The organism is Arthrobacter sp. 10T425, assembly GCF_056393985.1.
This window is the reverse complement of the sequence record NZ_JBFTGZ010000016.1, coordinates 57,075-84,043: the sequence shown is the minus strand read 5'-3', so window position 1 is coordinate 84,043 and position 26,969 is coordinate 57,075. Positions and strand designations below refer to the sequence as shown.

General features: G+C 67.9%; 25 protein-coding genes. 13 read left to right on the top strand and 12 right to left on the bottom strand.

Annotation, left to right across the window (positions count from 1 at the left end):
* Positions 1–101 precede the first annotated feature (101 nt).
* On the bottom strand, positions 102–1,286 hold the full coding sequence (locus AC1DDH_RS17120; protein WP_476857830.1) for an MFS transporter: 1,185 nt from the start codon (positions 1,284–1,286) through the stop codon (positions 102–104).
* Positions 1,287–1,423: 137 nt separating this feature from the next.
* Positions 1,424–2,635 carry an ROK family transcriptional regulator gene (locus AC1DDH_RS17115; RefSeq protein ID WP_476955909.1) on the bottom strand — a complete coding sequence of 404 codons (1,212 nt, stop codon included), beginning with the start codon at positions 2,633–2,635 and terminating at the stop codon, positions 1,424–1,426.
* A 255-nt stretch (positions 2,636–2,890) separates the two neighbouring features.
* On the opposite strand from AC1DDH_RS17115, the gene AC1DDH_RS17110 reads away from it, so the two are divergent.
* The 8 genes from AC1DDH_RS17110 to AC1DDH_RS17075 all read left to right on the top strand — a co-directional run bounded on the left by AC1DDH_RS17110 (position 2,891) and on the right by AC1DDH_RS17075 (position 11,290).
* Positions 2,891–3,646, top strand: a complete 756-nt coding sequence (locus AC1DDH_RS17110) for a sugar phosphate isomerase/epimerase family protein (protein WP_476955908.1) — start codon at positions 2,891–2,893, stop codon at positions 3,644–3,646.
* Positions 3,643–4,785, top strand: a complete 1,143-nt coding sequence (locus AC1DDH_RS17105) for a Gfo/Idh/MocA family protein (protein WP_476955907.1) — start codon at positions 3,643–3,645, stop codon at positions 4,783–4,785. The genes AC1DDH_RS17110 and AC1DDH_RS17105 overlap by 4 nt, the downstream gene beginning before the upstream one ends.
* 9 nt (positions 4,786–4,794) lie before the next feature.
* Positions 4,795–5,817, top strand: coding sequence for a Gfo/Idh/MocA family protein (locus tag AC1DDH_RS17100; protein WP_476955906.1), 1,023 nt, complete (start codon positions 4,795–4,797; stop codon positions 5,815–5,817).
* A gap of 1 nt (position 5,818) precedes the next feature.
* A complete protein-coding gene (locus AC1DDH_RS17095; RefSeq protein ID WP_476955905.1) occupies positions 5,819–6,814 on the top strand; it encodes a sugar phosphate isomerase/epimerase family protein in 996 nt (331 codons plus the stop codon).
* Between the two features lie 470 nt (positions 6,815–7,284).
* Positions 7,285–8,388, top strand: a complete 1,104-nt coding sequence (locus AC1DDH_RS17090; protein ID WP_230007784.1) for a baeRF11 domain-containing protein — start codon at positions 7,285–7,287, stop codon at positions 8,386–8,388.
* Between the two features lie 66 nt (positions 8,389–8,454).
* Positions 8,455–8,991, top strand: a complete 537-nt coding sequence (locus AC1DDH_RS17085) for an N-acetyltransferase family protein (RefSeq protein ID WP_476850529.1) — start codon at positions 8,455–8,457, stop codon at positions 8,989–8,991.
* A 111-nt stretch (positions 8,992–9,102) separates the two neighbouring features.
* Positions 9,103–9,837, top strand: a complete 735-nt coding sequence (locus AC1DDH_RS17080) for a DsbA family oxidoreductase (protein ID WP_476850528.1) — start codon at positions 9,103–9,105, stop codon at positions 9,835–9,837.
* 130 nt (positions 9,838–9,967) lie between these two features.
* The gene (locus AC1DDH_RS17075) at positions 9,968–11,290 is read left to right on the top strand and encodes a nicotinate phosphoribosyltransferase (protein WP_476955904.1); all 1,323 of its coding nucleotides are present in this window, start codon (positions 9,968–9,970) and stop codon (positions 11,288–11,290) included.
* 51 nt (positions 11,291–11,341) lie between these two features.
* Here AC1DDH_RS17075 and AC1DDH_RS17070 read toward each other — a convergent pair whose 3' ends face one another.
* On the bottom strand, positions 11,342–11,884 hold the full coding sequence (locus AC1DDH_RS17070; RefSeq protein WP_476860052.1) for an ArsR/SmtB family transcription factor: 543 nt from the start codon (positions 11,882–11,884) through the stop codon (positions 11,342–11,344).
* A 74-nt stretch (positions 11,885–11,958) separates the two neighbouring features.
* Between AC1DDH_RS17070 and AC1DDH_RS17065 the strand changes: the two genes are divergently transcribed.
* Complete coding sequence (locus AC1DDH_RS17065) at positions 11,959–13,209, top strand: MFS transporter (RefSeq protein WP_476931416.1); 1,251 nt, start codon at positions 11,959–11,961, stop codon at positions 13,207–13,209.
* 58 nt (positions 13,210–13,267) lie between these two features.
* Here AC1DDH_RS17065 and AC1DDH_RS17060 read toward each other — a convergent pair whose 3' ends face one another.
* The 3 genes from AC1DDH_RS17060 to AC1DDH_RS17050 form a co-directional block, all read right to left on the bottom strand.
* Positions 13,268–14,248: an aldo/keto reductase gene (locus AC1DDH_RS17060; protein ID WP_476955903.1), complete on the bottom strand. Its 981-nt coding sequence runs from the start codon at positions 14,246–14,248 to the stop codon at positions 13,268–13,270.
* 188 nt (positions 14,249–14,436) lie between these two features.
* Positions 14,437–15,300 (bottom strand): SDR family oxidoreductase, encoded by an 864-nt coding sequence (locus AC1DDH_RS17055; protein WP_476871031.1) that lies wholly within the window; start codon positions 15,298–15,300, stop codon positions 14,437–14,439.
* Positions 15,293–16,261: a helix-turn-helix transcriptional regulator gene (locus AC1DDH_RS17050; RefSeq protein ID WP_476857672.1), complete on the bottom strand. Its 969-nt coding sequence runs from the start codon at positions 16,259–16,261 to the stop codon at positions 15,293–15,295. Before AC1DDH_RS17050 ends, AC1DDH_RS17055 begins: the two co-directional genes overlap by 8 nt.
* 170 nt (positions 16,262–16,431) lie before the next feature.
* Here AC1DDH_RS17050 and AC1DDH_RS17045 point away from each other — a divergent pair, with 170 nt between their 5' ends.
* Positions 16,432–17,070 carry a TetR/AcrR family transcriptional regulator gene (locus tag AC1DDH_RS17045; RefSeq protein WP_476860048.1) on the top strand — a complete coding sequence of 213 codons (639 nt, stop codon included), beginning with the start codon at positions 16,432–16,434 and terminating at the stop codon, positions 17,068–17,070.
* Between the two features lie 41 nt (positions 17,071–17,111).
* Here AC1DDH_RS17045 and AC1DDH_RS17040 read toward each other — a convergent pair whose 3' ends face one another.
* A complete protein-coding gene (locus AC1DDH_RS17040) occupies positions 17,112–17,789 on the bottom strand; it encodes a LytR C-terminal domain-containing protein (RefSeq protein WP_476955902.1) in 678 nt (225 codons plus the stop codon).
* Entirely contained in the window at positions 17,782–18,081 is a 300-nt protein-coding gene (locus AC1DDH_RS17035; RefSeq protein WP_026266597.1) for a type II toxin-antitoxin system VapB family antitoxin, read from the bottom strand. Before AC1DDH_RS17035 ends, AC1DDH_RS17040 begins: the two co-directional genes overlap by 8 nt.
* Before the next feature lie 195 nt (positions 18,082–18,276).
* Here AC1DDH_RS17035 and AC1DDH_RS17030 point away from each other — a divergent pair, with 195 nt between their 5' ends.
* A complete protein-coding gene (locus AC1DDH_RS17030) occupies positions 18,277–19,191 on the top strand; it encodes a Cof-type HAD-IIB family hydrolase (protein ID WP_476850520.1) in 915 nt (304 codons plus the stop codon).
* A gap of 202 nt (positions 19,192–19,393) precedes the next feature.
* Entirely contained in the window at positions 19,394–20,932 is a 1,539-nt protein-coding gene (locus AC1DDH_RS17025; protein WP_230007875.1) for a stealth family protein, read from the top strand.
* Between the two features lie 43 nt (positions 20,933–20,975).
* Here the strand turns inward: AC1DDH_RS17025 and AC1DDH_RS17020 are convergent, their stop codons facing one another.
* The 4 genes from AC1DDH_RS17020 to AC1DDH_RS17005 all read right to left on the bottom strand — a co-directional run bounded on the left by AC1DDH_RS17020 (position 20,976) and on the right by AC1DDH_RS17005 (position 25,676).
* Entirely contained in the window at positions 20,976–21,917 is a 942-nt protein-coding gene (locus AC1DDH_RS17020; RefSeq protein ID WP_230007874.1) for a phosphodiesterase, read from the bottom strand.
* Between the two features lie 245 nt (positions 21,918–22,162).
* Positions 22,163–23,374: a formaldehyde dehydrogenase, glutathione-independent gene (gene fdhA / locus AC1DDH_RS17015; RefSeq protein ID WP_028278013.1), complete on the bottom strand. Its 1,212-nt coding sequence runs from the start codon at positions 23,372–23,374 to the stop codon at positions 22,163–22,165.
* Positions 23,375–23,594: 220 nt separating this feature from the next.
* A complete protein-coding gene (locus tag AC1DDH_RS17010) occupies positions 23,595–24,080 on the bottom strand; it encodes a glutathione peroxidase (RefSeq protein WP_476931420.1) in 486 nt (161 codons plus the stop codon).
* 138 nt (positions 24,081–24,218) lie between these two features.
* Positions 24,219–25,676: a M23 family metallopeptidase gene (locus AC1DDH_RS17005; RefSeq protein WP_476955901.1), complete on the bottom strand. Its 1,458-nt coding sequence runs from the start codon at positions 25,674–25,676 to the stop codon at positions 24,219–24,221.
* 285 nt (positions 25,677–25,961) lie between these two features.
* On the opposite strand from AC1DDH_RS17005, the gene AC1DDH_RS17000 reads away from it, so the two are divergent.
* A complete protein-coding gene (locus tag AC1DDH_RS17000) occupies positions 25,962–26,873 on the top strand; it encodes an oxygenase MpaB family protein (RefSeq protein ID WP_476850517.1) in 912 nt (303 codons plus the stop codon).
* The last annotated feature ends 96 nt before the right edge of the window (positions 26,874–26,969 follow it).

The window sequence follows — 26,969 nt, the reverse complement described above, 5'->3', positions numbered from 1 at the left end:
CTCGACAACGGCGTCGAGACGACAGGTAAGGCCCATGTTCCCCGCGAACATGGGCCTTACCTGTCGTCTCGATTGACATCACCCCGGCGCGCGACAGCGAATCAGTGGGGCTTCGGCACCCGCCGCAGTGACAGCGAGGTGCCCAGGATGAACGCGGCCACCGAGCCCAGGATCATCAGCAGCGGTCCGGTCCAGGCGCCGGTGGTCCCGTGGACGTAGCCCAGCAGGGTCGGCGCCACTGCCCCGAAGGAGTATCCCGTCCCCTGGACGACGGCGGACATCCGGGCCGCCGAGGTCTGGTCCCGCGCCAGCCGGATAATGGCCAGGAAGATCAGCGTGATGCCGCCGCCCTGGGCCACACCGCCGAAGGAACACCACAGCCACCACAGCTCCGGTGCGAGCAGCAGGCCCACGGGTACGGTGAGCCACAGCAGCCCCAGGGCGAGGCCCACCGCCGTCGTACTGGCGAACCGGGCCGCCAGCGGCACGCCCAGTCCGCCCACGATGGCCAGGATCTGGAAGAGCGAGGACCCTGCCCCGGCGGCTGCGGGCGCCATGCCGAGTTCGTCCGAGAGCAGGCTCGGCAGCCAGGCGGTCACTCCGTAGTAGGAGAACGCCTGCCCGGCGAACCCGAAGGTCAGCGCTGCCGTGGTCCACCGGGAGGTGAGCTTGCCGGGCCGCCGCGGGTCCGCCGCGGCGACGGCGGCCGGAGTGAAGGCCCGCCGGCCAACCGCGATCACCCACACGGCGGCGGCCGCCACCGCGAACAGGCCACTGGCGGCAATCGCGGGCCGCCAGCCCAGGAGTTCAGCCAGCGGCGCCGACACCATGGAGGTCAGGAACGAGCCGATGTTCAGTGCCGCGGTGTAGGTGCCCATCGCCGCGCCTTGCCGGGCGGGGGTGAAGTCACGGCGGATGATCAGCGGGACCACGATGTTGCCGATCGTAATGGCGACGCCGAGGATCACCGTGCCCAGCATGACCAGGGCACCCCCGCCGGCCGAGCGGACCACGACGCCGAAGAGCACCCCGAGCAGGGTCAGGGTGATGGCGAATTCGGGCCCCAGCTTGCGCCCGGCCAGCGAGGCCAGGGGCGCGGCCAGGGCAAAGCACAGGACCGGGATGCCGGTCAGGAATCCCAATTCCACCGGGGTGAACCCGAGATCGTCCTCCAGTTGGGCGATCACCGGCGCCACCGCCACCAACGGGCCGCGCATGTTCAGCGCGATCAGCCCGATCGCGAGCATGAGGAGCCAGCCGCGCGGCGCCCGGGCCACGCTGCTCATGGGGCGGCCCGTAGCCCGGCGGCCGGGCAGAAATATGATTTCATCAGTCCCATTGCTATCACGGGCCCCGGCCGCGCCTTCGGAATGTGACGCTTTCCGGGACACCCCTGCCGGGCGCGCCGCTTTCCGGGACACCCCTAGCCCGTGGCCTGCAGGGTCGCCTCAATGACCGCGGGTGAGAGCACATGCTGCGTGACCATCTGGCTGGCGCCGAGGATCGCGGCCTGGTCACCGGCCCGGGACACGCCGATCCGCAGGTGCGCCGTGGCCAGCGGCAGCGAGCGCCGGTAGACCACCTCGCGGACGCCGGCCATCAGATGCTCCCCGGCCTGGCCGAGGCTTCCGCCGATCACAATCACCGAGGGGTTCAGCAGGTTCACGACCATGGAGAGGACGTCGCCGAGGTCCCTGCCGGCCTGCCGCAGCGCCTGGATGGCCTGCAGGTTCCCTTCGGCGACCAGGCGCAACACATCGCCGCCGTCGTACGCCGGCAGGCCCTGCCGCGTCAGCGCCTTGGCGACAGCGGGCCCGGACGCCAGGGCTTCGAGGCACCCGTAGTTCCCGCACCGGCACAGCACGTCATCGCCACGCGGAACCCGGACGTGTCCGAGGTCGCCGGCCGTCCCGTTGGCTCCGCGCTGGAGCTGGCCGCTGCTGATGATGCCCGCCCCGACGCCGGTGGCCACCTTGATGAACAGGAAGTTTTCGTCGTCAGGCCAGTGCGCCGTGCGCTCCCCCAGCGCCATGATGTTCACGTCGTTGTCCACCAGGACCGGCACCGGAAGGGACCGCTGGATGTGGCGGACGACGTCGAACCCGTCCCAGCCGGGCATGATTGGCGGCTTCACCGGCATGCCGGTGGCGTGTTCCACGGGCCCCGGGAGCCCGATGCCGGCGCCGGCCAGGTCCCCAATTCCCCGGCCGGCCCCGCCGAGCAGCTGCAGCCCTTCCTCGATCACCCGGTCCAGGACAACCACCGGGCCGTCGGCGACATCCTGCGCCAGCCGGCGCTCCGCGAGCACCGTCCCGCCGAGGTCCGTGACGGCGATGATCACGTGGGTGGCCCCGACATCCACCGCCAGGACGACGCGGGCCGCCGGGTTGAAGGCAAAGCGCGACGGCGGGCGGCCGCCGCTGGAGCTCGCCTCCCCGGCGGGGCCGACGAGCCCGGAGACCATCAGCGCGTCGATGCGGGAAGCGACAGTGGACCGGGCGAGCCCGGTGGTCAGGGCCAGTTCCGCGCGGGTCCGGGCCCTGCCGTCGCGCAGGAGCTGGAAGAGGTCTCCGGCGCGGGACAGGCTGCCCCCGGCCTCGGGGGTTGCGGGCTCGGTGCCGGTGGGCGTACTCATGAGTAAGTGATAGCACGAAGATCTTCTGCATGTCACGCTTCACAAAGATTGACACGTAGTTTCCAACTTTTGCTTGACGCCCGGCAAAAGTCTCCCTAGTTTGGAGCCATCGTGTTCCTCCGCTCCAGACAAACCATCTCGCTGCCCGTGGGCGTGCAGTCCTTCTTCGCGCAGAATCAAACGGAATGGACGCCCCTTCCCGCCGTCAGGGCTGACCCTCACACCTTCGAAGCCGAACTCGTGCAAAGGAATCCCGTGTCTTATTCAATCCAGCTGTACACCCTCCGCAACGCCCTCCAGGAAGACTTGCCCGGCACCATCAAAAAGGTCGCCGAACTCGGTTTCACCCAGGTTGAGCCCTACAACTTCGTCGCCACGGCCGCCGAGCTCGGCGCTGCCCTGAAGGAGAACGGCCTGACCGCCCCGTCCGGCCACGCCCCGCTGCTGAGCCAGGACCAGGACGAAATCTTCGCCGCGGCCAAGGAGTTGGGCATCACCACGGTGATCGACCCCTACCTCCCGGCCGAGCACTGGCAGTCCGCCGAGGACATCCAGGCCACCGCAGCGAGGCTCAACGCCGCCGCCAAGAAGGGCGCCGGGTACGGCATCCGCGTCGGCTACCACAACCACGCCTGGGAGCTGGAGTCCAGCATCGAGGGCCAGACCGCCCTGGAGTACTTCGAGGGACTCCTGGACCCGGAACTCGTCCTGGAAGTGGACACCTACTGGGCCGCCGTCGGCGGCCAGGACCCGGTGCAACTGCTGCAGCGTCTCGGCGACAGGGTCAGATTCATCCACATCAAGGACGGCCCCGTCTCCACGGACACCAAGGCGCAGCAGCCGGCCGGGCAGGGCAAGATCGCCGTGCGGGACGTCATCGCCGCGGCGCAGTCCCTCGAAGTCGGCGTCGTGGAATTCGACGACTACTCCGGCGACATCTTCGACGGCATCGCCCAGAGCCTGGGCTACCTGCAAAGCGGTTCCGCCGGCGCGCAGGGCGTGAACGCATGAGCGCCGCACCGAACCGTGTAGCAGCGAACCGTGCCGCCGGCCGCGGCCCCGTGGGCGTCGCCGTCATCGGCGCCGGCAACATCAGCAAGCAGTACCTGGACAACCTGACCGTCTTCCCCGACCTTAAGGTCCACGTGATCGCCGACCTCTTCGAGGAGGCGGCCGGGGCGCGGGCCAAGGAATACGGCATCCCGGAGTGGGGCGGGGTGGACGCCGCCCTGAACCACCCCGACGTCGAAATCATCGTCAACCTGACCATCCCGGCCGCGCACGTGGAAGTGGCCACGGCCGCCGTCGATGCCGGCAAACACGTCTGGACGGAAAAGCCGTTCTCGCTGGACCGCGATTCCGGCCTGGGCCTGCTGAAAACGGCCGACGCCGCGGGGCTGCGGCTGGGCTGCGCCCCGGATACGTTCCTGGGCGCCGGGCTGCAGACTGCCCGGCGGCTGATCGAACGTGGCGACATCGGCACCCCGCTGACGGCCATGACCACGTTCCAGACGCCCGGGCCGGAATCGTGGCACCCCAACCCCGCGTTCCTCTTCCAGCACGGCGCCGGGCCGCTGTTCGACATGGGCCCGTACTACCTCACGGCCCTGGTGCAGACGTTCGGCTCCGTGCGCCGTGTGGCCGCGACCGGTTCCAAGGCAAAGGAGGTCCGGGTCATCGGTTCCGGGCCCAAGGCCGGCGAGGAATTCACGGTCGAGGTCCCCACCCACGTCTCCGCCATGGCCCAGTTCGAGTCCGGCGCGTCCTCCCACAGCGTGTTCAGCTTCGAGTCCCCGCGGCTGCGGATGGGCTTCGTGGAGATCACCGGGACCGAGGCCACCATCTCGCTGCCCGATCCAAACTACTTCGACGGCGACATCAGGCTCTGGCGCGCCGGCGACGAGGAATGGACCGCTATTCCGGCCACCGGCCCCAGCCAGGGCCGCGGCATGGGCGTGCTGGACATGGCACGCTCCATCCGCGCCGGCGTTCCGCACCGCGCCACCGGCAACCTCGCCTACCACGTCCTGGACACCATGGTCTCGATCTCCGAGTCGGTCGATTCGGGCACGTTCATCGATGTGGAAAGCTCCGCGCCCACCTCCGCAGCCGTCCCCGAGGACTGGGACCCCACCGCTTCCACACTCTAGGGACCAGCAATGAATTCCCACGAAACCACCCCCGGCCCCGCCGCCGGTTCACGTTTGGGTGTGGCCATGATCGGGTACGCGTTCATGGGCAAGGCCCACTCGAACGCCTGGCGGAATGTTGCCAGCTACTTCGACGTCCCGGCGTTCGAACGGCGCGTCCTGGTCGAGAAGCCACTGGCCAACACCCTCGCCGAGGCCGAGGCCATGGCGGAGGCGGCCCGGACCGCGCGGGAGGAAGGCGTGCAGTCCATGATCGGCTTCAACTACCGCCGGGTCCCGGCCCTGGCGCTGGCCCGGGAGCTGATCGCGGGGGGCCGGCTCGGCGCCGTCCGGCATGTCCGCGCCGCCTACCTGCAGGACTGGCTCGTGGACCCGGATGCGCCCATGACGTGGCGGCTGAACAAGGACACAGCCGGGTCCGGGGCGCTGGGCGACATTGCCAGCCACGCGATCGACCAGGTGCTGTTCCTCCTGGGCGAGCCGGTCACCGAGGTCTCCGGCCGGCTGCACACTTTCACGCCGCGACGCCCGGGCGCTGCCGGGCTGGAGGAGGTGACGGTCGACGACGCCGCCTGGGCCACGCTGACCCTCGCCTCCGGGGCCATCGCCTCGGTGGAGGTCTCCCGGGTGGCCGCCGGGCGGAAGAACTCGCTCACGCTGGAGATCTATGGCGACAAGGGAGCCCTGCTCTTCGATCTGGAGGACCTGAACGAGCTCGGCTTCCTGGACGCCACAGTGCCGGTCCGCGAACAGGGCTTCCGCCGGATCCTCGTCAACGAACCCGAGCACCCGTACCTTGAAGCATGGTGGCCGCAGGGCCACGTGATCGGCTGGGAACACACGTTCACGCACGAGATCCGCGACTTCCTCACCGCGGTGGGCAACGGAACCCAGCCGTCGCCGTCGTTCGAGGACGGCCTGAGCGTCCAGCGGATCCTCGCCGCCGTGGAGGAAAGCACCGCGGCCAAAAGTTCACTCATCCAGCTCACCCCGTCCGCACGGACCACCCAAACGATTACCGAAGGAACCTGACATGCCCCGCCCGTACACCCTGTTCACCGGCCAGTGGGCCGACCTGCCCTTCGAGGAAGTCGCCCGCCTGGCCTCCGGCTGGGGCTACGACGGCCTGGAAATCGCCGTGTCCGGCGACCACCTGGACGCCTGGCGCTGGGACGAACCCGGCTACGTCGAATCCAAGCTGGCCGTGCTGGAGAAGTACAACCTCAAGGTCTGGGCCATCTCCAACCACCTCAAGGGCCAGGCGGTGTGCGATGACCCGATCGACTTCCGGCACGAGGCGATCGTCGGGGCCAGGGTCTGGGGCGACGGCGACCCCGAAGGCGTCCGCCAACGCGCCGCAGAGGAAATGAAACACACCGCCCGGCTCGCCAAAGCCCTCGGCGTCGACACCGTGGTCGGGTTCACCGGATCCTCCATCTGGCAGTACGTCGCGATGTTCCCGCCCGTGCCGGAAAAGGTCATCGAGGCCGGCTACCAGGACTTCGCCGACCGCTGGAACCCCATCCTGGACGTCTTCGACGAAAACGGTGTCCGCTTCGCGCACGAGGTCCACCCCTCCGAGATCGCCTACGACTACTGGACCACCGTCCGGACCCTCGAGGCGATCGGGCACCGCGAGGCCTTCGGCCTGAACTGGGACCCCTCCCACTTCATGTGGCAGGGCATCGACCCCGTCTCCTTCATCTGGGACTTCAAGGACCGGATCTACCACGTGGACTGCAAGGACACGAAGCTGCGCCCCACCGGCCGCAACACCGTGCTGGGCTCGCACCTGCCCTGGGGCGACCCGCGCCGTGGCTGGGACTTCGTCTCCGCCGGCCGCGGCGACGTGCCCTGGGAATCGTCCTTCCGCGCCCTGGCCGCGATCGGCTACGACGGCCCCATCTCGATCGAATGGGAAGACGCGGGCATGGACCGGCTCCACGGCGCCCCGGAGGCCCTCGCCGCGCTGAAGAAGTTCGACTTCCCGGCCTCGAACACCTCCTTCGACGCCGCCTTCAAGCAGTAGCGGGGCGCCGCAGGGTCCGGATCCGCTACGTTTCCGGACAGACGCGGCGAAACCGGTCCGGCGCACCGCGGATCCGCGCTGCGCCGGACCGATTCCGTGGCCCTGGTCCGATTCCGTAGCGGAACTTATCAGTCCACAGCTGTCATCGTCGGGAGCCTCGAGTGCCGGAAATCCCGGAAAACACCATCGCACCGCGGGAACTTCAGCCCGGCCAGCGCTGCGAGGTCTGGATCGCGCCCGTCACAGGTGAGCGCGAGCTGGCGTTCCCCAACGTGGACGTGCTCCTTGAGGCGCCGAACACCTCCCGAGTGCAAGTTCCGCCGACTGTTGACATGGGACTCCGAGCGGTCCGATGCTGAGCTGATCCGGTATTGCTTCCCCCTCGGTGCGGCTTTGCGCATCGAGCAGGTGCAGGAACATTCCCCCTCCTCGTGCGACCCAGCCGAGAGATAGCAAAAAGGAGCACCCCCATGCACATCGACATGCCGACCCGGGACGACGTGGAACGGCTGGCCGCAGCGCGCGATCCACACAGCGTCACCGTGTATCTTTCGACGAGCAGCGTCCCTGCCCATTCGGAGGACAATCAGTCCAGAGCCCGGTCCTTGTTCAGTTCCGCCGTCGCACAGCGCCGCGAAGCGGGAAGCAACGACGCGGTCGTCGCGATAGAAACGTTTCTCGACGAGCTGCTGGGATCCCCGGAATTCTGGTTTGAGATGGGGCGGAGCCTGGCCATCTTCGTGACGCCGACTTCGATTCTCGAGTTCCGTTTGCCCAACGATCTCGAAGACCACGTAAGCGTGGCCGATCGTTTCGCCATCACACCGCTCCTCCGTGCCCTCACCTTCCCCAACGCGGCGCTCGTGCTCGCCATCTCCCAGAACGGGGCACGGCTCATCGAGGTCACGGCGGACCGACCGGCCGAAGAGGTCACAGTACCGGGCATGCCACAGGGTGCAGCCAGTGCCGTCGGGCTCGAATCGATCGGCGGCCGCTCCCACTTCGGGCGGCTGCATGGCGACGAGGGACGAAAGGTACGGCTAGCCCAGTACGCCCGTTCCGTCGACCACGTGCTTCGTCCATTGTTGAACGGGCAGTCCCTGCCGCTGGTGATCGCTGCGACGGAGCCGCTCGCGAGCATCTACCGCAACCTCGCAGGATACGCCCACCTCGCGTCCGAGGGCATCGAGGGGAACCCCGATGAACTGACCCCGGCCCAATTGGCGGAAGCGGCGCGTGGCGTACTTGACCGGATCTATGCGGCCGACCTTGTTGCCCTGCAAACGACGTTTGAAGAGCGTCGCCCCAGCGGCCGCGGCACCGCCGACCTCAGCGACTTGGCGCGGGCCGCCGCCTTCGGCGCCATTGCGACGCTCGCCGTGGACATGGATGCCAGTGTCAAAGGTGCTGTCGGAGACGACGGCGCGCTCACCCTTGACGGTGACACCGGACAGGACGTGGTCGAGGAAATCGCCCGTCGGGCCCTCGGCTCGGGCGCCCGGGTCTTCGCCGTGCGCCGATCCGACATGCCGGAAAATGTGGAGGCCGTCGGAATCCTCCGCTACGCCATCTGATATGTAGCCCCCAACCACGCCAGTTCTTGTTGATGCCCGGGCCCCGCCGCGGGCTAGGGTTTAGCTATGACGCACCGGATCCGGACAGCAACCGCGGACGACGCCGGGAAGCTGGCCGCACTCGCGGCCGTCACCTTCCCGCTCGCGTGCCCGCCGGAGTCCCGGCCGGAGGACATCGCGGCCCACCTCGCCAATACCCTGAGCGAGGCCAATTTCCGGGCCTATCTGGCAGATCCGGAGGTCACGGTGCTGGTGATCGACGCCGACGGTGACCTCCGCGGTTACAGCCTGCTGGTGGCCGGCCCTACCCGGGATCCGGACGTAGCCGCGGTCCTGAGCGAATTGCCGTGCACCGAGCTCAGCAAGTGCTACGTCCATCCCGAGCACCACGGACTCGGCGCCTCGGCCGAACTGATGCACGCCAGCATCGGCGCGGCTGCGGAAGCCGGCGCCCGCGGGCTCTGGCTCGGCGTGAACAGCCAAAACGCCCGCGCCATCCGGTTCTACGAAAAGTCCGGCTTCCGCAAGGTCGGCACCAAGTCCTTCCAGCTCGGCAACACCGTGGAGCACGACTTCGTGATGGAGCGCCCAGTCGCGCCGTGAGGCCGCGGGCGCCGGCCGGCCCTCAGCCGGGAGGACCCTTAGCCGTGGGGCCGTGACGAAGCCGACAGGCCGCCGGGGAATGGACCCGGCGGCGGCGCGGTTGTTGCGGGCATGAAGATTGAGATCTGGTCCGACGTCGCCTGCCCCTGGTGCTACATCGGCAAACGCCGTTTCGAAACCGCCCTCGCGGCCTTCCCGCACCGCGATTCCGTGGAGGTGCAGTGGCGCAGCTACCAGCTGGACCCCACGCTCCCGGAGCACTACGACGGCACCGAACTGGACTACCTGAGCACGCGCAAGGGCATGGCGCCGGCGCAGGTATCGCAGATGTTCGAGCACGTCGCGGCCCAGGCCAAGGGCGAGGGGCTGAACTACCGGTTCGACGCCGTCGTGGTCGCCAACAGCTTCACGGCCCACCGACTGATCCACCTCGCCGCCGCCCACGGCCAGCAGGACGTCGCGAAGGAACGCCTGCTCAGCGACCACTTCGAGCATGGCAAGGACATCGGCAGCCAGGACTACCTGACCGCCCTGGGCCTGGACCTCGGACTCGACGCGGGCGAACTGGCGGAACTGTTCAGCACCGAGGCCTACGCCGACGCCGTCCGCAACGACATCGCCGAGGCCCGCGCCCTGGGCATCAGCGGCGTCCCGTTCTTCGTGATCGACCGGAAGTTCGGACTCTCCGGTGCCCAACCCGCCGAAACCTTCACCGCCGCCCTCGAGCAGGCGTGGCAGGACAGCCACCCGCTGGTCATGGTGGGCGCCGGCGCGGAGGCCGCGGACGCCACCACCGATTCCCCCGCGGAATCCGGCGCCTGCGGCCCGGACGGCTGCCCCGTCTGAGCCCGGCATCGTCGAAGTCGCCGGAAACTCCCGGATTCGCCGGAAGTTTCCGGCGACTCGGGGCGTTTCCGGCGAACTCCCGGCACGGGCGGCATCCTGCGGCTGCGGGCGGCCCGGCCTAGAGTGGATCATGGACACTTCGGCCGGACCGGACGGACCCCGGACCTCCCTGTTTACCGACCACTATGAGCTGACCATGTTCCAGGCGGCCCTCCACTCCGGGGCCGCGCACCGCCGGTCCATCTTCCAGGCCTTCGCCCGGGGACTGCCGTCCGGGCGCCGGTACGGGGTCGTGGCCGGCACCGGCCGGCTCCTCGAAGGCATCGCGAACTTCCGCTTCAACGAGGACGACGTCGATTTCCTGGCCGCCACCGGCGTGGTCCACGAGGACACCCTGGAGCATCTGGCCGCCTTCCGGTTCTCCGGCGACATCTGGGGCTATCCGGAAGGTGAAGCCTACTTCCCGCACTCCCCCGTCCTGATCGTCGAATCGACGTTCGCCGAGGCCTGCGTCCTGGAGACCTACGTCCTGTCGGTGCTGAACCATGACAGCGCCATCGCCTCGGCCGCATCCCGGATGACCAGCGCCGCCGGCGGCAGGCCCTGCATTGAGATGGGCTCCCGCCGCACCCACGAGGAAGCGGCCGCCGCGGCGGCCCGCGCGGCTGTCATCGCGGGCTTTTCCGGCACCTCCAACCTGGCCGCCGGGCGGCGTTACGGCCTGCGGACCATCGGCACCGCGGCCCACTCCTTCACCCTGCTCCACGACTCCGAGCGCGACGCTTTCGCGGCGCAGCTTGCCTCGCTCGGGTCCGGCACCACGCTGCTCGTGGACACGTACGACGTCGAACTGGCGGTCCGTACCGCCGTCGACCTCGCCGGAGACAAACTTGGGGCCATCCGGCTGGACTCCGGAGACCTCGTGGCCCAGGCACGGTGGGTCCGGGAACTCCTGGACAGCCTCGGCAACGTGCACACCAGGATCGTGGTGACCTCGGACCTGGACGAATTCGCCGTCGCCGCGCTCCGCTCCGCCCCGGCCGATTCCTATGGCATCGGCACGTCCCTGGTGACCGGATCCGGGGCGCCAACGGCCGGGATGGTCTACAAGCTGGTGAGCCGGGCCGGTGACTCCGGTGAGCTGGCTGCCGTGGCGAAGACCTCGAAGGACAAGATCAACATGGGCGGGCGCAAGTTCGTCGTGCGCCGCCTCGACGACCGCGGCACCGCCACCCACGAGGTCCTCGGCGTGGACCACCCGCCGGCCGCCGGAAGAAACGGACGCCCCCTCCTGCAGCAGTTCATGAAAGACGGCGAAATCCTGCCCGGCTGGACCGGCCCGGACGGGGTGGGGCGGGCGCGGGACCGGCACACGGCCTCCATGGCGGAGCTGCCCCGGGTGGTGGACAGGCTGCAGCCCGGCGAGCCGGCCATCCCCACCATCTACGAATAGAGCCCGCCAAGGCGGCGCAAGACCCAAATCCCGTTCCGGGAGGACGGCGACCTAGTCTGACGTCCGGTGCAGGACAAAGATGCCGCCGTAGGCGGGCTGGTCCAAGCGCTGCCGGTCACTGTCGGTGTATTCGCTCAGCACAGCGTGGATGCGCGTGGTGAGGTCCTCAGCATCTTCCTCGGAGAGGTGCAGAACGAAGCGTGAGAGGCTGGCGAGCGCGTCCGGTCCTGCTTCCGTCAGCTCTTCCCGGAACGCCTCGAGCGGGGCCAGCGGACCGGCGGGACCGGCTTCACTCAGTGCGGTGTCCAGCTTCCAGGACCGCCCCGTGGAACGATACGGCTTCTCCAGCGCGCCACTCTCGCCCGTGCGGACCCCGGCGGGTTCAAGGAACCCCGTTGAGAGCAACTGCCGCACGTGATAAAGCACCGTTCCCGGGTCCTGGCCCAGCCGGTCGGCGAGTTGTTTGTTGGTCAGTTCGTGCAGCCCGCACAGGCGCAGGATCCTCAGGCGCAGCGGATGGGCCAACGCCTTAATTTCCCGGGCGCTCGCGACTGGTCTTTTTTGGTCCGCGCTCGACTGCTCTGCGTCCGTCATGTCCCAATCCTACAATCCGATGTACTGGATTCAATCGCCTTGAATTTTTTCAATCACTGTGGAATGGTCCACCTATGACTAGTCACGCGGCGCAGGTGAAGGAACGGCATCGTGCGCCGCTGGGTGCGTCCTACTGGAAGCTGTGGACCTCGTCCGGACTCTCGAACCTCGCGGACGGCGTCTTCAAGATCGCGCTGCCGCTGCTGGCCATTCAGTTCACCCAGTCACCCACCCTGGTTGCCGGACTGAGCGTCGCAGCGACGCTTCCCTGGCTCCTCTTCGCCCTCACTGCCGGCGCGCTGGCCGACCGGCTGGACCGGCGCAAGCTCATGTTGTGGGCCAACCTCAGCCGGGCGGTGCTGCCGGCCCTGCTGGCCGCCGTCGTGTTGCTGGATGTGGGCTCCGTTTGGGCTCTGTACGTTGTCGCATTGATGGTGGGTGTGGCTGAGACGCTCTACGACACCTCCGCGCAGTCGATCATGCCCCAGCTGGTGCACAGGGATCAGCTCTCGCGCGCCAACGGCCGGCTCTACGCCGTCGAGCTCACCACCAACCAGTTCATTGGTCCCCCGCTGGGCGGGCTGCTGGTGGCCATGGGCCTGGTTGCGGGCGTTGCCGTGCCGGCGGCCCTGTGGCTTGCGGCCGTCGGCGGCCTGCTCCTGGTCCCGGGGGCATTTCGCACAGAACGTGAGCAGAAGACGACACTGCGATTCGACATTGCTGAGGGGCTGCGGTTCCTCTGGAACCAGAAGATCCTGCGCACACTCGCGGTGATGACCGGGGTGTTCAACTTCGCATCCAGCGCGGCCTTCGCGGTCTTCGTGCTGTTTGCCGTGGGCCCGGCTTCACAGATGGGGCTGTCCGAAGTGGGGTTCGGCCTGCTCTTGACCACCTCCGCTCTCGGCGCCTTCGTTGGCTCGTTCATGTCCGAGCGGGTGGAGGCCAGGCTCGGCCGGTCGACGTCCCTGATGCTGACGATCTTCGGGGCCGCGCTGTTCGTAGGTGCGCCCGCCCTGACCGACAACCCCTATGTTCTTGGCCCAATCTTCTTTGTGGGCGGCATGCTGATCGTGCTTTGGAACGTCATCACCGTATCCCTGCGCCAGCGCATTACTCCCAACCGCTTGCTGGGCAGAGTCAACAGCGCCTACCGCCTGCTGGCGTGGGGCACCATGCCGCTTGGTGCAGCAGCCGGCGGTCTGCTGGCCCAATGGCTGGGCCTGCAGGTCATGTTCGGCATCATGGGAGTGCTGACGCTCGCGCTGCTGGGGATGATGCCCGTCCTCACGAACAAGGCAATGGCCGCGGCCGACGTCGAATCCTAAGTTGCTGCCAGGGGCGCGGATCGGGCATCCGCGCCCCTTGTTTGGTGCCGGGTTCCTGTCAGCTGTCGATCGAGGCCATGTTGGCCTCGTCGTGGCGTTCCCCCGCGGCGGGCCGGAGCGAGTTCAGCCGCTCCAGCTGGTCACGGGTGAGTTCGATGCCGTCGGCCGCGGTGTTTTCCTCGACCCTGGAGACCCGGCGGGTGCCGGGGATCGGGGCGATGTCGATCCCGCGGGTCAGCAGCCACGCGAGGGCGGTCTGCGCGGGGGTCGCGCCGATCTCGGCGCCGATGGCCTTCACCTCGTCGACGATCGCCAGGTTGCGGCGGAAGTTCTCACCCGTGAACCGGGGGTTGGTCTTGCGCCAGTCGTCGTCGGCGAAGTCCTCGACGGAGCGGATCTGGCCGGTCAGCAGCCCGTGTCCGAGCGGCGAATACGGAACGAACCCAATTTCGAGGTCGCGCAGCAGCGGCAGGATCTCCGCCTCCACGTCCCGGGTCCACAGCGAGTACTCCGTCTGCAGGGCCGAGACCGGCTGCACGGCGTGTGCCCGGCGGATGGTCTCCGGGGAGGCCTCGGACAGCCCGAAGTGCAGCACCTTGCCCTCGGTGATCAGGTCCGCAACCGCGCCGGCCGTCTCCTCGATCGGGGTGTTCCGGTCGATCCGGTGCTGGTAGTACAGGTCGATGTGGTCGGTGCCGAGGCGCTTGAGGGAGCCCTCGACGGCTGCCTTCACGTTCGACGCGCTGCTGTCGACCACGCCGGGGCCGCCGCCGGAATGGGAGACCAGGCCGAACTTCGTTGCAATCCTGACCTGATCGCGGCGTCCCTTGACGGCTTGGCCGACGATCTTCTCGCTCAGGAACGGCCCGTAGATCTCCGCGGTGTCGATGTGGGTGACCCCGAGGTCAAGGGCACGGTGGATCGTCCGGATCGACTCCGCGTTATCCAGTGCGCCCTCGCTGGTGTAGGTGCCGGCCATGGTCATGGCGCCGAGTCCGATGCGGGAGACTTCCAGGCTTCCGAGGCGTGCGTTCTTCATGGTGTATTTCCTTTGGGTGTGGTTCCCCGGCCTGGAATGTGGGCATGGCCCACAGCGTGGCGAGGGTTTTTGGGCGGCCGGTAGCCATTGGCGTCCGGCGGGTATGTCGAGACTGGGTGGACGACGGCGGGAGGCTCCCGACGTCATCCGCTTGCCTCGGTGTCAGGCGTCGGTGTCAGGCGTCGGTGTCAGGCGTCGTCGTGGGCCAGGTTGCTGGAGAGCTCGCGGTGGGCGTCGGCCTGGACCTGGAGTTCCTTGGCCCGGGCCTCAAAGACTCCAACAGCGTCCGCTCCCGCGGCGAAGCGCAGCGGCGGTTCATCCAGCTCCGCCAGTTGAATGAGGGCGACGGCGAGCTTGGCCGGGTCCCCGCCCTGAAGGCCGTTCATGCCTTTCCACGCGGTGACTGTCTGCTCGGCCCGCTCGGAATAGTCCCCGATAGTGGATGCCGCGTAGCTGGTGGATTCCGGGGTGAGGAGCTCGGTGCGGAAGAATCCCGGCTCAACGATCATGGTGCGGATTCCGAACGGCGCGACTTCGGGGGCCAGGGATTCGGCCCAGCCCTCCACACCGAACTTCGAGGCGGCGTAAGCAGAAAGGAACTCCCCGCCGGCGATGCCGGCGGTGGAGGAGATCGTGACCAGCAGGCCCGAGCGCTGGGCCCGCAGGACGGGCAGGGCCGCGCGGGTGACGTTTATGGGTCCGAACATGGTGGTTTCGATTTGGGCCCGGAAGTCCTCCGGGGTGATTTCCTCGAAGAACCCGGCGTAGAAGTTGCCGGCATTGTTTACGAGCACGTCGATCCGGCCGAACCGGTCCACGGCGGCGGCGATGGCGGCGGTGGCGTCGGCGGGGTTGGTGACGTCGAGTTTTACGGCCAGCAGGTTCTCGTTCTCGCCGACGGCCTGGGCGACCTTGTCGGGGTTTCGGCCGGTGGCGACGACTGCGTGGCCGGCGGCCAGGGCGGCCTTGGCGATGTCAATGCCCATACCGCGGCCTGCCCCGGTGATGAACCAGACTTTCTGTCCGGTCTTGGCGTCGTTGTGCTCAGTCATGTTCTGTCTTTCCTGGGTTGGGTGTTCCGGGCCGCGCGTGGGAGCGCAGATCCGGGATGGAAGGGTCGCTGGTTGCGGTTTTCGCCGGGGGCGATGCCGCCCAGCTGGCAAGGAACGCCAGCGCGTTTTCGGATGCGGACCCCGGCTCTGCAGTGAAGGTGTACAGGGTTTGTCCCTCATCGCCGGGAAGGTCGAGCGTCTCGAACTGCAGCGACACGTCGCCGGCGACCGGATGGTGGAAGCGCTTGGTTCCCGTGGTGTGGATCCTTACGTCATGGCCGGCCCACAAGGCGGCGAAGTGCCCGCTGCGTGTGGTCAGCTCGCCGACCAGTTCGTTCAATGCGCGGTCATGGGGATTCCGTCCCGCTTCCGATCGGAGCATCGCCACCGTGGTGGCAGCGATTGCGGACCAATCGGGGTAGAAGTCCCCTGCCCCCGGATCGAGGAAGAGGTACCGGGCCTGGTTCGGCAGCTGGCCCGGAGCCTCCGGACCAGCGGCTGCTGTGGACTCGAACACCGGCCCGTACAGCGCGCGCCCCAAGGAGTTGGCGGCCAGCACGTCCGAGCGTCCGTTCTGCACCAGGGCGACCGCTCCGGTCATCCCGTCCAGCAAACGCAATACTCCGGGACGGACCCTCTGCTGCGGTGGCCGGCGCGCCGGCCTCCGGGAGGACGGCGTGTTGGCCGTCCTGGCCAAGTCCATCAGATGTGTCCGCTCTGCCTCATCCAGCTGAAGGGCGGAGGCCACAGCGTCGAGGACCGAGTCCGAGACGCCGCGGATGCTGCCGCGTTCCAGCCGCGTGTAATAGTCCGTGCTTACCCCGGCCAGCTGTGCCACTTCCTCCCGACGCAGCCCCGGAACGCGGCGCAGTTCGCCATAGTTGGGGAGCCCGGCCTGATCCGGGGTGATCTTCGCCCGGCGCGAGATCAGGAAGTCTCGGATTTCGTCTTTTCTGTCCACATCCACCACGCTACGCAGCCCGGACGGGCGGTGGCAGTGTCTATCAGACACCCCCAGTTGAGGCGGTGGATACAGGTGTGGCCCCTCAGAACCGGTCGATGTTCGTAGCCCGGCCGTGTCACAGTCCGCCGCCCGGCTGCTTTGGTGACAGATCGCGCTAAAGTGTGCGTATGCCTAGGATTTCGGCCGCGAGCAACGCCGCCCAACGTGCCGAGACCCAGCGTCGCATCCTGACCGCATTCGGGGAACTCCTCTTCACCCACGGGCTCCCCGGCCTGACCATGACGGACGTCGCGCGCCATGCCCAGATCGGCCGGACCGCCGTCTACAACTACTACGCGGATATCGAAGAGCTCCTCATCGCCTACGCTCTGGATGAAACCGAGCGGTTCCTGCTCGATCTGCGCGAATCCCTCGATGCGCTGGAGAACCCGGTGGAGCGCCTGGCCGTCTACGTCCGCGCCCAGGTGGAGGACCTGAGCCGGCGCCACCTGCCGCCGGGCCCGGCCATGGCGGCGGTGCTCTCGCCGTCGTCGTTTGCCAAACTTGCCGACCACGTGGGTGAGCTCAGCGTGCTCCTGCGGGGCATCCTGCGCGACGGCATGGCCCAGGGGTACCTGCCCGAGTCGGACATTGCCCAGCTGGCCCAGCTCATCCACGGCACGCTCTCCTCAAGCGCTGCGCGGGGCGACGGGGCGGGCCAGGACGCCGGGGCCGAGGCACGGCTCGCCCGGACGGTGCGGTTTGTCCAGCTGGGGGCCGGGGCGAGGTTTGACGACGCCGGCCGGCCGGTCCGCACCATCCGCTAGGCCGCGGCGCCGGGAAGGCTGGAAGGCTGGCAGGCCGTGCCTTAGCCCGTGCCGGGCGTCGCCGTGGGTACGGCGGGCAGCGTGGCCTCATCCACGATGCGCCGGTTCTCGCGGGGGCAGCTGAGCTGGCCCGGCGTCTGGTCCACGAGTTCCGGCTTGGCCAGTTCCTTGAAGTCGCCGGTAATGATCACGTCCACGCTCGGGTCAGCGCGGCCGTCCTGGACATAGTCCGAGCCGGGCACGTGGCGCTGGACGCTGAAGGCGGCCGACTGGCCGGCGGCACCGGAGACCACCAGCGCCACGCCGCGGTAGCTCGACGTCGTGTTCCCGACGGCACCCACCAGGAACTTCCGGGCGGCAAGCTGGTCGGCCACGCTCCGGGCCAGGCCCGGCCGGCTCGTGGAGTTGTAGATATTGACGTGGACCTTCTCCGGCGGCGCGTAGTCGTAGGTGGCCGCCGGGCACACCGACACTGCCGCCTTGCTCCGCTCCGCCCCGGGGATCTTGATCTGGCCGTTCATGATGGCGAGGGCCACCACGATCGCGGCCACGATGAGACCGACAAGCATCACGAGGACAACGCCGTGCAGGATCCTGCGCCGCAGGCGGTGGGGGTTCTGTGCCGTATCGTCCTGCTCCACGAACGTGGCCCGCAGCTCGGAGCCACTGATGACGCGGTGCCCGTGCAGGACTCTGACGTCTGGCGGCTTCCTAGCCATTTATCACGAGGACCCGCGCGTGGATTGCGGTGCGCTGGTGCAGCGCGGTGCGGACTGCCCGGTGCAGGCCGTCTTCAAGGTAGAGGACGCCGCGGTATTCCACGACGTGCGGAAAGAGGTCGCCGAAAAACGTGGAGTCCTCGGCCAGCAGGGCTTCAAGGTCCAGTGTGCGCTTCGTGGTCACCAGCTCATCAAGCCGGACAGGACGCGGGGGCAGGGCCGCCCAGTCCTTGGGCGTGGTGTAACCATGGTCGGGGTACGGGCGTCCCTCGCCCACAGCTTTGAATATCACCATGCCAGCCTAGGGAACTTGGACGCCCGAAGGAACGAATGTCCCCCGGCGGCGTGAGGTTGTGGCCAAACGGTAACCATTTGTCACACGACGCATTGACACGACCAGCGCCTGCCGCATGTCACATCCAGCGCCGGGCCGTCGATCTGCTGCGCGGTTCACCCAAACGTCCCGTGCGGCTGACAGAATGGCCGTATGACTTCACCCGAGACTGTCCCTGTTCCGTCGCCGTCGGCTCCCGTGCTGGCGCTGCTGCTCGACGTCGACGGTCCGGTCGCGAGCCCGGTCACCCGCGAGGTGCAGCCCGGCATCATCGCCGATCTGGTGGCCCTGGCCGCCGCCGGCGTGCCGGTCATCTTCAACACCGGCCGGTCGGACGCGTTCATCCGCGAGCAGGTCATGGAACCGATGATCGCCGCCGGGATGCCCGCAGGCACCCTCATCCACGCCATTTGCGAGAAGGGCGCCGTCTGGTTCAGCTACACCGCGGAAGGCCCCGGCCCGGTCCACGTGGACCACGAGCTCGCCATTCCGCAGGCCTTCGGCGATGACGTCCGCCGTCTGGTGGCCGAGGACTACTCCGCCCACATGTTCTACGACGAAACCAAGCGGGCCATGGTCTCCGTGGAGCAGCACATTGCCGTCCCCAACCCCGACTACCGGGCCGAGCAGGAACTCTTCGACGCCGACGCCATGGGCCTCATGGCCCGGCACGGGCTCGGCGTGGTGCGGCTGGACCACCACGTCCCCGATTCGGATGACCAGGTCGACTTCCGCGTCGATCCGACCATCATCTCCACCGATATCGAATCGGTCCGGCTGGGCAAGGACCTGGGCGCGAGCCGGGCCGTGGAGTTCCTGGCCGCGCAGGGGATCACGCCGCAGGCCTGGCGCACGGTGGGCGATTCCCGCACGGACTACGCCATGGCCGACTGGCTGCACCACAACGACCACGCCGTGAAGCACGTCGACGTCCGGCCCGCGGACGGCATCCCGGTCAAACCCTACGATGTCCTCACCGCCGCCGATCTGGGGCTCGGCGAAGACGTGATCCACGACGACGCCGGTGCCGCCTTCCTGCACCACTGGCTGGCCGTCGTCACCGGCTGAGGCCCTGCTCCGCCGTTACGCTTCACCGTTACGGTCCGTCACATTTCGTCGTCACGCACGCCGCGCGGCGGCCGGTTTTCCGCGGCAATTTTGAGGCCCGCGTTATCATGCAAGTAGACACCAACGCACTCAAAGAAGCGGGAGCTCAGACATTACCGAAGCAGCGATCCAAGACGAGATTTACTATGGCAGCCAGGCATCTGTGGACGCCCACGCCGAGGTCACGTCGGCGGCCGCAGTCGCCAGATTCCGGACCCGCTCCGATGTTGTCCGCCACCGCGGCCGCTATGCGCTGATCAACGAAAACCGCACGCCGTACCAGGCCATGGTCGAGGACCTGATGTTCCTGCGTTCCGTCCTGGCCGGCGCCGGTATCGGCTACCTGCTGGTCCGCGGCAACAACCACCGCCCTGTGGTCGCCGTCGACTGGAAAGACCGCAAGGAACTTCGCGACGCCCTCGTGGAGGCGTGCCGCGACGAGCCGATGTATTCCATGAGCGTGGATGCAAAGAAGAAGTCGTCCGTGCTGGTGGCCGACGGCGAGCTGTCGCCGAACCGCCAGGCCCGGATCTTCCGGCTTTACCGGCCCAGGGTCGAACCCGAAGGCGGTTTTGAATTCGGGGCTTCCGCCGGCGTCCAGCTGGAGCTGTGGAGCTTCGAAGGCGATCAGCTGATCCTGCCGATCGAGAACTCCCTGACGCGCCGCACCATGCTGGCCCAGGATGCAGTGCGCGGCACGGTGGAACGCTACGGCCACACGTGGCCCACCATCGAGAACATGTTCGCGGACCACGCCAGCGACATCAGCTTCGACGTCGACCTGGTCTTCTCATGGGTTGACGGCAGCTCCCCCGAGTACATCGCGGCCCGCCGCGCCCGCATGGCCGGCGTGGTGGTGGGCGAGGGCGATGACCACGAGGCCCGCTTCCGCCAGATCGATGAGCTCAAGTACGCCCTGCGCTCGGTGTACATGTTTGCGCCGTGGATCCGCCGGATCTTCATCGCCACGGACTCCCCCGCGCCGTCATGGCTGGCCGACCACCCGAGTGTGACGATCGTCCGGAGCGAAGAGTTTTTCGCCGACACGTCGGTTCTGCCCACGCACAATTCGCAGGCCGTGGAGTGTCAGCTGCACCACATCGAGGGGCTCTCCGAGCACTTCCTGTATTCGAACGACGACATGTTCTTCGGCCGCGCCGTGGGCCCGGACATGTTCTTCACCCCGGGCGGCATCACGAAGTTCATCGAGGCCGAGACCCGGATCGGCCTGGGCGACAACGACGCCGAACGCAGCGGCTTTGAGAACGCCGCCCGCGTGAACCGCAAGCTGCTCTGGAACCGCTTCGGCCGCATCACCACCCGGCACCTGGAGCACACGGCGGCCCCGTTGCGGCGCAGCGTGGTCGAGCAGATGGAGCAGGAGTTCCCGGCCGAGTTTGCCAAGACCGCCGCGAGTACCTTCCGGGCAGCGGACAACATCTCCGTGACCAACTCGTTCTACCACTACTACGCGCTGCTCACGGGCCGGGCCGTGACCCAGACAGCTGCCAAGGTGAGGTATGTGGACACCACGGCGCGGGCCGGCCTGAACTACCTGCCCAAGCTCCTGGCCAAGCGGAACATGGACTTCTTCTGCCTCAACGACGGCAGCTTCCCCGAGGTCCCGGCGGAAGAGCGGGCCGAACTGGTCACGGACTTCCTGGAGAAGTACTACCCCATCAAGGCGCCCTGGGAGAAGTAACGGACCGTGACCAAAACGGGCGCCGCGTCGGCCGGGGAGTGAATCAGTTCAGGGTGGTGTACCTGCGGTGCGCCGACGTCCGGGACGGGGCCTCGAGCTTGGCCTTCCCAGGGATATGGATCCCTGCGGCCGCGAGCCGGCGCTGGACTTCCTCCGGCGAGACCAGCTCCCCCACCGCCGGGGTGTCGCCGAGCAGCACCACGGAGTGCACGATCGTGTGTTCGTAGACGTGGACCAGGTTGAACGCCTGCCCGCCGTCGCGGCCTCGGGTGCCGCCGACCGGGACGTTCAGATCCTGCGTGTAGCAGGTGGCTGAAGCCACGGACACAGGGATGCCCGCGAACGTTGCGGTGGTCGAGTAGTGCAGGTGGCCGCCCAGGATGGCGCGGACATCGGAGTTGCGCAGGACGCCGGCGAGCGCCGGCTGGCCCCGGAGCTCCACGAGCACGGCAAGGTCCAGCACGGACGGTACCGGCGGGTGGTGCAGGGCAAGGATGGTCCCGTCCGGGGCCGGGGTGGCCAGTTCAGCAGCGAGCCAGTCCAGCTGGTCGTGGCTCAATTCACCATGGTGGAAGCCGGGCACGGAGGTGTCGAGGGTGATGATGCGCAGCCCGTTGACGAAGTAGCTGTGGTCCACGGGCGCGTCATTGTCGGCCTGGTCCAGGAGCCCGGCCCGGAAATTCGCCCGGTCGTCGTGGTTGCCCATCGCCCAGATGACCTTGGCCCCCAGGGCCTCGCACGCCGGATCCACGATTGCGCGGAGCTTGGCATACGCCTCGGGTTCGCCCAGGTCAGCCAGGTCGCCCGTGAAGATTACGGCTTCGGGGCGGGCCCCGGAGGCGTGGACCTCCTCGAAGAGTTGCCTGAGCAGGGCTTCGCTGTCCACGACGCCGTGCAAGGGTTGCGGACCCCCCAGCAGGTGGGGGTCGCTCAGGTGAAGTAGGAAATGACGTGGCCGGGGGTGTTCGGCCTCGATGCGCTCCATTGCTGCCTTCTTGGTTGGGTGGAAGCGGTGCCTCCAGGGTCCCTCTCAGTAAGAACTATCCAACCAGACATTGGGCAAACAATGTAAAAACTGGGACAGGCATATTGGAAAAATAAGCGTTAACAGGTGGCGTGCCCTCACATGCCCTTTCCGGCATATACGGGGGGCGGGGACGCCCGGCGGCACTCCCGAAACCCCGGGGCTTCGGGGCGGGACGGACAGTGCCGCCGGGTTCACGGTTTCCGCTAGCTCAGGTAGCCGTTCGGGTTGAGCACGAACTTCGTCGCCGCGCCGGCGTCGAATTCCGCGTAGCCCTTCGGCGCGTCCTCCAGGGTAATCGCCTTCGCGTTGACGTTCTTGGCGATATGCACCCTGTCATGCAGGATGGCCATCATCAGCTGCCGGTTGTACTTCATGACCGGACACTGTCCCGTGGTGAAGCTGAGTGACTTTGCCCAGCCCGTTCCGAGGCTGAGCGAGAGCGAACCCTTCTTCGCGGCCTCGTCCACGCCGCCCGGGTCCCCGGTGACGTAGAGCCCGGGGATGCCCAGGGCACCGCCGGCGGCCGTTACCTCCATCAGCGAGTTCAGGACGGTGGCGGGGGCCTCGTGGGCTCCGGCCCCGTGCCCCTTGGCCTCAAATCCCACGGCATCCACGCCGCAATCGACTTCCGGGACGCCCAGGAGTTGCTCGATCTGCTCGGCCGGGCCGCCCTTACTCAGGTCGATGGTCTCGCAGCCGAAGCTGCGCGCCTGTGCCAGGCGGTCCGCGTTCATGTCACCCACAATCACGACGGCGGCACCCAGGAGCTGGGCACTGGTCGCCGCGGCCAGGCCCACGGGCCCTGCGCCTGCCACGTAGACGGTGGACCCCACGCCGACGCCTGCGGTGACCGCACCATGGAATCCGGTCGGGAAGATGTCCGAGAGCATCGTCAGGTCCATCATCTTTTCGAGGGCCTGGTCTTTGTCCGGGAACTTCAACAGGTTCCAATCGGCATACGGCACCAGGACGTAGTTGGCCTGGCCGCCTACCCAGCCGCCCATGTCCACATAGCCATAGGCGCTGCCCGGGCGGTCGGGGTTGACGTTCAGGCAGATGCCCGTCTTGCGTTCCTTGCAGTTCCGGCAGCGCCCGCAGGCGATATTGAACGGGACGGAACAGATGTCCCCCACTTTGATGAATTCAACATCCGGACCCACTTCCACCACTTCTCCGGTGATCTCGTGCCCGAGCACCAGGTCGGCGGGAGCCGTGGTGCGCCCCCGGACCATGTGCTGGTCCGAACCGCAAATATTCGTGGCCACGGTTTTGAGGATTACGCCGTGGCGCACCTGCCGGCCCACGTTGGCGGGGTTGACCCCCGGGCCGTCCTTGAGTTCGAAGGTGGGGTAGTCAATGTCGATCAGTTCGACCTTGCCAGGCCCCTTGTAGGCAACGGCTTTGTTCCCTGTCATCTATTTCCTCCTGCTTTCACGGGCCCCGTGGTGGGCGCCCTGGTGTGATTCACGAAGTTCTTTGATGCGCCCTCCACAGGAACACCCGGCCATACTGCCGACGGCTGCCAGAGTTGCTTGCGCCGCGGGGAAGCCCGGAATGTTGGAGGGTCCGGCCAGTCTAGGCGCTAAGCATGCTTAGGGATAGGGCTGAGTTCCTCTGGACCCCGGGCCGGTCGGGTCAGTCGAGGGCGGACTGAACAGCCTCGATGATCTCCGGCGCGTCAGGCTCAACGGTGGGCGCAAAGCGGGCGATGACCTCGCCGTCGCGGTTCACGAGGAACTTCTCGAAGTTCCACTTCACCAGGCCGGGCAGGATTCCCGTCTTGAATTTGGTGAGCTCGGCGTAGAGCGGGTGCTGGTTCTTTCCCCGGACGTTGGCCTTGACCGTCAGCGGGAAGGTCACCCCGAAATTGCGCTCGCAGAACTCGGCGATCTCGGCCTCGCCGCCGGGCTCCTGCCCGGCGAACTGGTTGCAGGGGACGCCGAGGATCTGGAAGCCCTGGCCTCGGAACTTGTTGTGCAGCGCCTCGAGTCCAGCGTACTGGGGCGTGAAACCGCACTGGGACGCCACGTTGACCACCAGAACCACCTCGCCCTTGAATCGGCCAAAATCGGTCTCGGTCCCGTCGATGAGGGTCAGGGGAATGGAGTGCAGAGCTGTCATGGGGCGCGTCCTTGCGATGTCGATGGTCCGGAGCAGGGAATCTGAACTGGTCACTCCATTATTCGGCACCGGGGCCTGCGGGTATGGGTGTGCCTCCCGGACATGACGCCGTAACAATGCCCCGCGGCGCGGCGGGGGCTAGCCGCTGGGCGTCGCTGAGGGCGTCGCGGAGGGTTCTGTTCTCACTGCCGTGGTGGCCGACTGCGTGACCGCCCGTGGCTTCGGCGTATCGGCCGGCGCGGTGACCGGGTCCGGCTCCACAGTGAGCGGGGCCGGCACCGGGGTGGCCGTCTTGGCGGCAGCCTCCGTCGCCGTTGCGGAGACTGACGCGGGCGCGGAGGACGGCGGTGCCACCGGCGGCGGGACCGATAACGGTGCTGATGGCTTGGCTGAGGCTGTTCCCGTCTGGGTTGGCGCCGGCGTCGGGGTGGCGGTCGCCGACGGCGTCGGGGTGGCGGTCGCCGACGGCGTCGGGGTCGCAGTTGCCGACGGGGTTGGGGTGGGCGCGGCAGGCGCGGTCGTCGTGGCAGTGCCGGTCGGCGTCGGGGTCGCGGAAGCGGTGCCGGTGGGTGTCGGCTTAGGGGTGGCAGTGCCGGTGGGCGTCGGGGTCGCGGAAGCAGTGCCCGTGGGTGTCGGCTTAGAGGTGGCAGAAGGCGTTGGGGACGGTTTGTCGGCGGCGGCTTCAGTAGCCGCAGGCGAGGCACTCCCCGACGGCTTGGCGGCCACCGCGGCAGGCTGCTCCTGAACGCCGTCGCCCACCACATGGGTCAGGTCCTCCCGGACAGGAATCGCCCAGCCAATCCCCGCGTTGGTTGCCTTACCGGCGTCGGGTGCGTAACTGGTCATGTCGATCGGGCCGAGTTGATCCACCTGCTTGATGGGGAGAAATGTCCAATCGCGCGGATCAGTGTGGGAGCCATTGAGGATGGTTTCGAAGTGAAGATGGCAGCCGGTAGAGGATCCGGTGGTACCTACCCGGGCAATAATTTCCCCCACCCGCACGGAGTCGCCCTTCTTGACCGCGATCGCCTCCAGATGGTTGTACGTGGTGATGAGACCGTTGCCGTGGTCGATTTCCACCCGGTTTCCGCCGCCCCACGGGTGCCACCCGACGGCCCGCACCACACCGGCGTCGGCGGAGTAGACCCGGGTGCCGCAGGGGGCCGCGAAGTCCTGGCCCCAGTGGAATTCGCCCGCGAATCCCGTCAGGGGGCTGGTGCGCAGCCCGAACGGGGACGAAGGCACCAGTGATTCAAGGGGGGCCATGAGGAAACCCACCGCGGGCCGGTGCAGCGACGCCGAGGCCACATTGAGCTCGCCCCGCACCCCTGCCCGGGTGGCCGTGTCCACCGTGCTCCGGCTAAAGGCCACGAGCGCCTGGGCATCGGCGGTGACAGCGCCGGCGCCGGGAGTCCCTGCTGGCGCGGTCGCGGCGGAGTGGGCCAGCGGGTCCAGGGCCTCCGGTCCCACGTCGCCGGAGGCAGGCATGGCCGCCGTCGGGACGGCGGTGGGCGCGCCGTAGGTCGCAAAGGCGCTCAGTCCCTGAAAGCCGCCGAATGCCAGCACGGCCAGGGACAGGCACAGGCCTCCGGACACGCAGCGCACGGCAATGGTCCGTGCCCTCGCTGACTGCTCACTCGATGAGTTTCCCCAGTGTTTTCCCACGAAATGACTCCCGCAATATGTCCGCCAGACCCCAATCTTCACGGACTTACCTCCCTATGTGACCACAGACGGCCGGGTCTGTGAACCGTCAGCGTGTTCCTTTTGCGGGACCAATCGGAGATCCGCGGATGTCCCCAGTAGCTTGCCAGCGGCGCCCCAGTAGTTCTCCGCACAATTGCAGGTGCCGCACGCCGCCGGGACGGGTAAGAATGAAGGATGCGAAATGTCCTCAGGGAATGGCAGGCGGAACTCAAACAGACGTTCACGGGGACGCGCGATTCGGTGCCCGAGTGGGTGCCGGGCCTGGCCGAGGGGGACGACGCCGGTTACCACTTGCCCGGCTCGGCCGTCTGGGCCGTGCACGGGGACATGCCAACCATCGTGGCGGGCATCCGGGCACTGCTGATGCAGGCGCTCCATCCCGGCGCGTTGGCCGGAGTCCACGATCACTCCCGTTTCCGCGAAGACCCGCTGGGCCGGCTGGCTGGCACGATCCGCTGGATCTTCACCGTGACGTATGGCTCCACGGATACGGCGAAGGCGGCGTCGGACTGGGTTCTTCGGCTGCACCGGACGGTGCGGGGAGAATTTGTGGATGGCCACGGCATCAGGCGCAGTTACGCGGCCAACGATCCCGAGCTGCTCCGGTGGGTTCACATTGCCTTTACAGACGCTTTCCTCTCTGCCCACAAGCTGTGGGGGCGGCCAATTCCTGGCGGACCTGATGCCTACGTCCGTGAGTGGGCCCAGGCCGGCCGGCTGATGGGCGTCGAGGCACCGCCGCTGAGCGAAGCGGAAATGCGGCAGCAGCTGGACCGCTGGTACGACGCCGGCGAGCTCCGCTGTGACGAACGGGTCACCGAAACGGTGGCGTTCATTCGCGACCCGCCCCTGCACCCCGCGCTCAGGCCTGGCTACCGGGTGCTGTTCGCGGCCGCAGTCGTCAGTCTTGAACCTAAGTACCGCGAGCTCCTGGGCCTGCGGACCGCGCGGCTGGGCCCGATACCGCTGCCGGTAACCCTGGCCACCCGGGTCACGCTCGGCGTGGTGCATGTGGCTCTCGGCCGGATGGGCCCGAGCGAGCAAGCTGCCCGGGCCCGGCTGCGCCGGCTGGGATACCGGGCCTGAGTCTGGGCCGGCGGGCGGCGCCGGCGGCTTGCTGGTTCGGGGCGGGCCGGGGGCGCAGTGCGGCTGGGGCACGGGCGGCTGGGGCACGGGGGGCTG

Bases quoted from the DNA above. Each gene is read 5' to 3' on its own strand.
- AC1DDH_RS17120 (WP_476857830.1), bottom strand. From the start codon at position 1,286: ATGAGCAGCGTGGCCCGGGCGCCGCGCGGCTGGCTCCTCATGCTCGCG.
- AC1DDH_RS17115 (WP_476955909.1), bottom strand. From the start codon at position 2,635: ATGAGTACGCCCACCGGCACCGAGCCCGCAACCCCCGAGGCCGGGGGC.
- AC1DDH_RS17105 (WP_476955907.1), top strand. From the start codon at position 3,643: ATGAGCGCCGCACCGAACCGTGTAGCAGCGAACCGTGCCGCCGGCCGC.
- AC1DDH_RS17100 (WP_476955906.1), top strand. From the start codon at position 4,795: ATGAATTCCCACGAAACCACCCCCGGCCCCGCCGCCGGTTCACGTTTG.
- AC1DDH_RS17095 (WP_476955905.1), top strand. From the start codon at position 5,819: ATGCCCCGCCCGTACACCCTGTTCACCGGCCAGTGGGCCGACCTGCCC.
- AC1DDH_RS17090 (WP_230007784.1), top strand. From the start codon at position 7,285: ATGCACATCGACATGCCGACCCGGGACGACGTGGAACGGCTGGCCGCA.
- AC1DDH_RS17085 (WP_476850529.1), top strand. From the start codon at position 8,455: ATGACGCACCGGATCCGGACAGCAACCGCGGACGACGCCGGGAAGCTG.
- AC1DDH_RS17080 (WP_476850528.1), top strand. From the start codon at position 9,103: ATGAAGATTGAGATCTGGTCCGACGTCGCCTGCCCCTGGTGCTACATC.
- AC1DDH_RS17075 (WP_476955904.1), top strand. From the start codon at position 9,968: ATGGACACTTCGGCCGGACCGGACGGACCCCGGACCTCCCTGTTTACC.
- AC1DDH_RS17070 (WP_476860052.1), bottom strand. From the start codon at position 11,884: ATGACGGACGCAGAGCAGTCGAGCGCGGACCAAAAAAGACCAGTCGCG.
- AC1DDH_RS17065 (WP_476931416.1), top strand. From the start codon at position 11,959: ATGACTAGTCACGCGGCGCAGGTGAAGGAACGGCATCGTGCGCCGCTG.
- AC1DDH_RS17060 (WP_476955903.1), bottom strand. From the start codon at position 14,248: ATGAAGAACGCACGCCTCGGAAGCCTGGAAGTCTCCCGCATCGGACTC.
- AC1DDH_RS17055 (WP_476871031.1), bottom strand. From the start codon at position 15,300: ATGACTGAGCACAACGACGCCAAGACCGGACAGAAAGTCTGGTTCATC.
- AC1DDH_RS17045 (WP_476860048.1), top strand. From the start codon at position 16,432: ATGCCTAGGATTTCGGCCGCGAGCAACGCCGCCCAACGTGCCGAGACC.
- AC1DDH_RS17040 (WP_476955902.1), bottom strand. From the start codon at position 17,789: ATGGCTAGGAAGCCGCCAGACGTCAGAGTCCTGCACGGGCACCGCGTC.
- AC1DDH_RS17030 (WP_476850520.1), top strand. From the start codon at position 18,277: ATGACTTCACCCGAGACTGTCCCTGTTCCGTCGCCGTCGGCTCCCGTG.
- AC1DDH_RS17020 (WP_230007874.1), bottom strand. From the start codon at position 21,917: ATGGAGCGCATCGAGGCCGAACACCCCCGGCCACGTCATTTCCTACTT.
- fdhA (WP_028278013.1), bottom strand. From the start codon at position 23,374: ATGACAGGGAACAAAGCCGTTGCCTACAAGGGGCCTGGCAAGGTCGAA.
- AC1DDH_RS17010 (WP_476931420.1), bottom strand. From the start codon at position 24,080: ATGACAGCTCTGCACTCCATTCCCCTGACCCTCATCGACGGGACCGAG.
- AC1DDH_RS17000 (WP_476850517.1), top strand. From the start codon at position 25,962: ATGCGAAATGTCCTCAGGGAATGGCAGGCGGAACTCAAACAGACGTTC.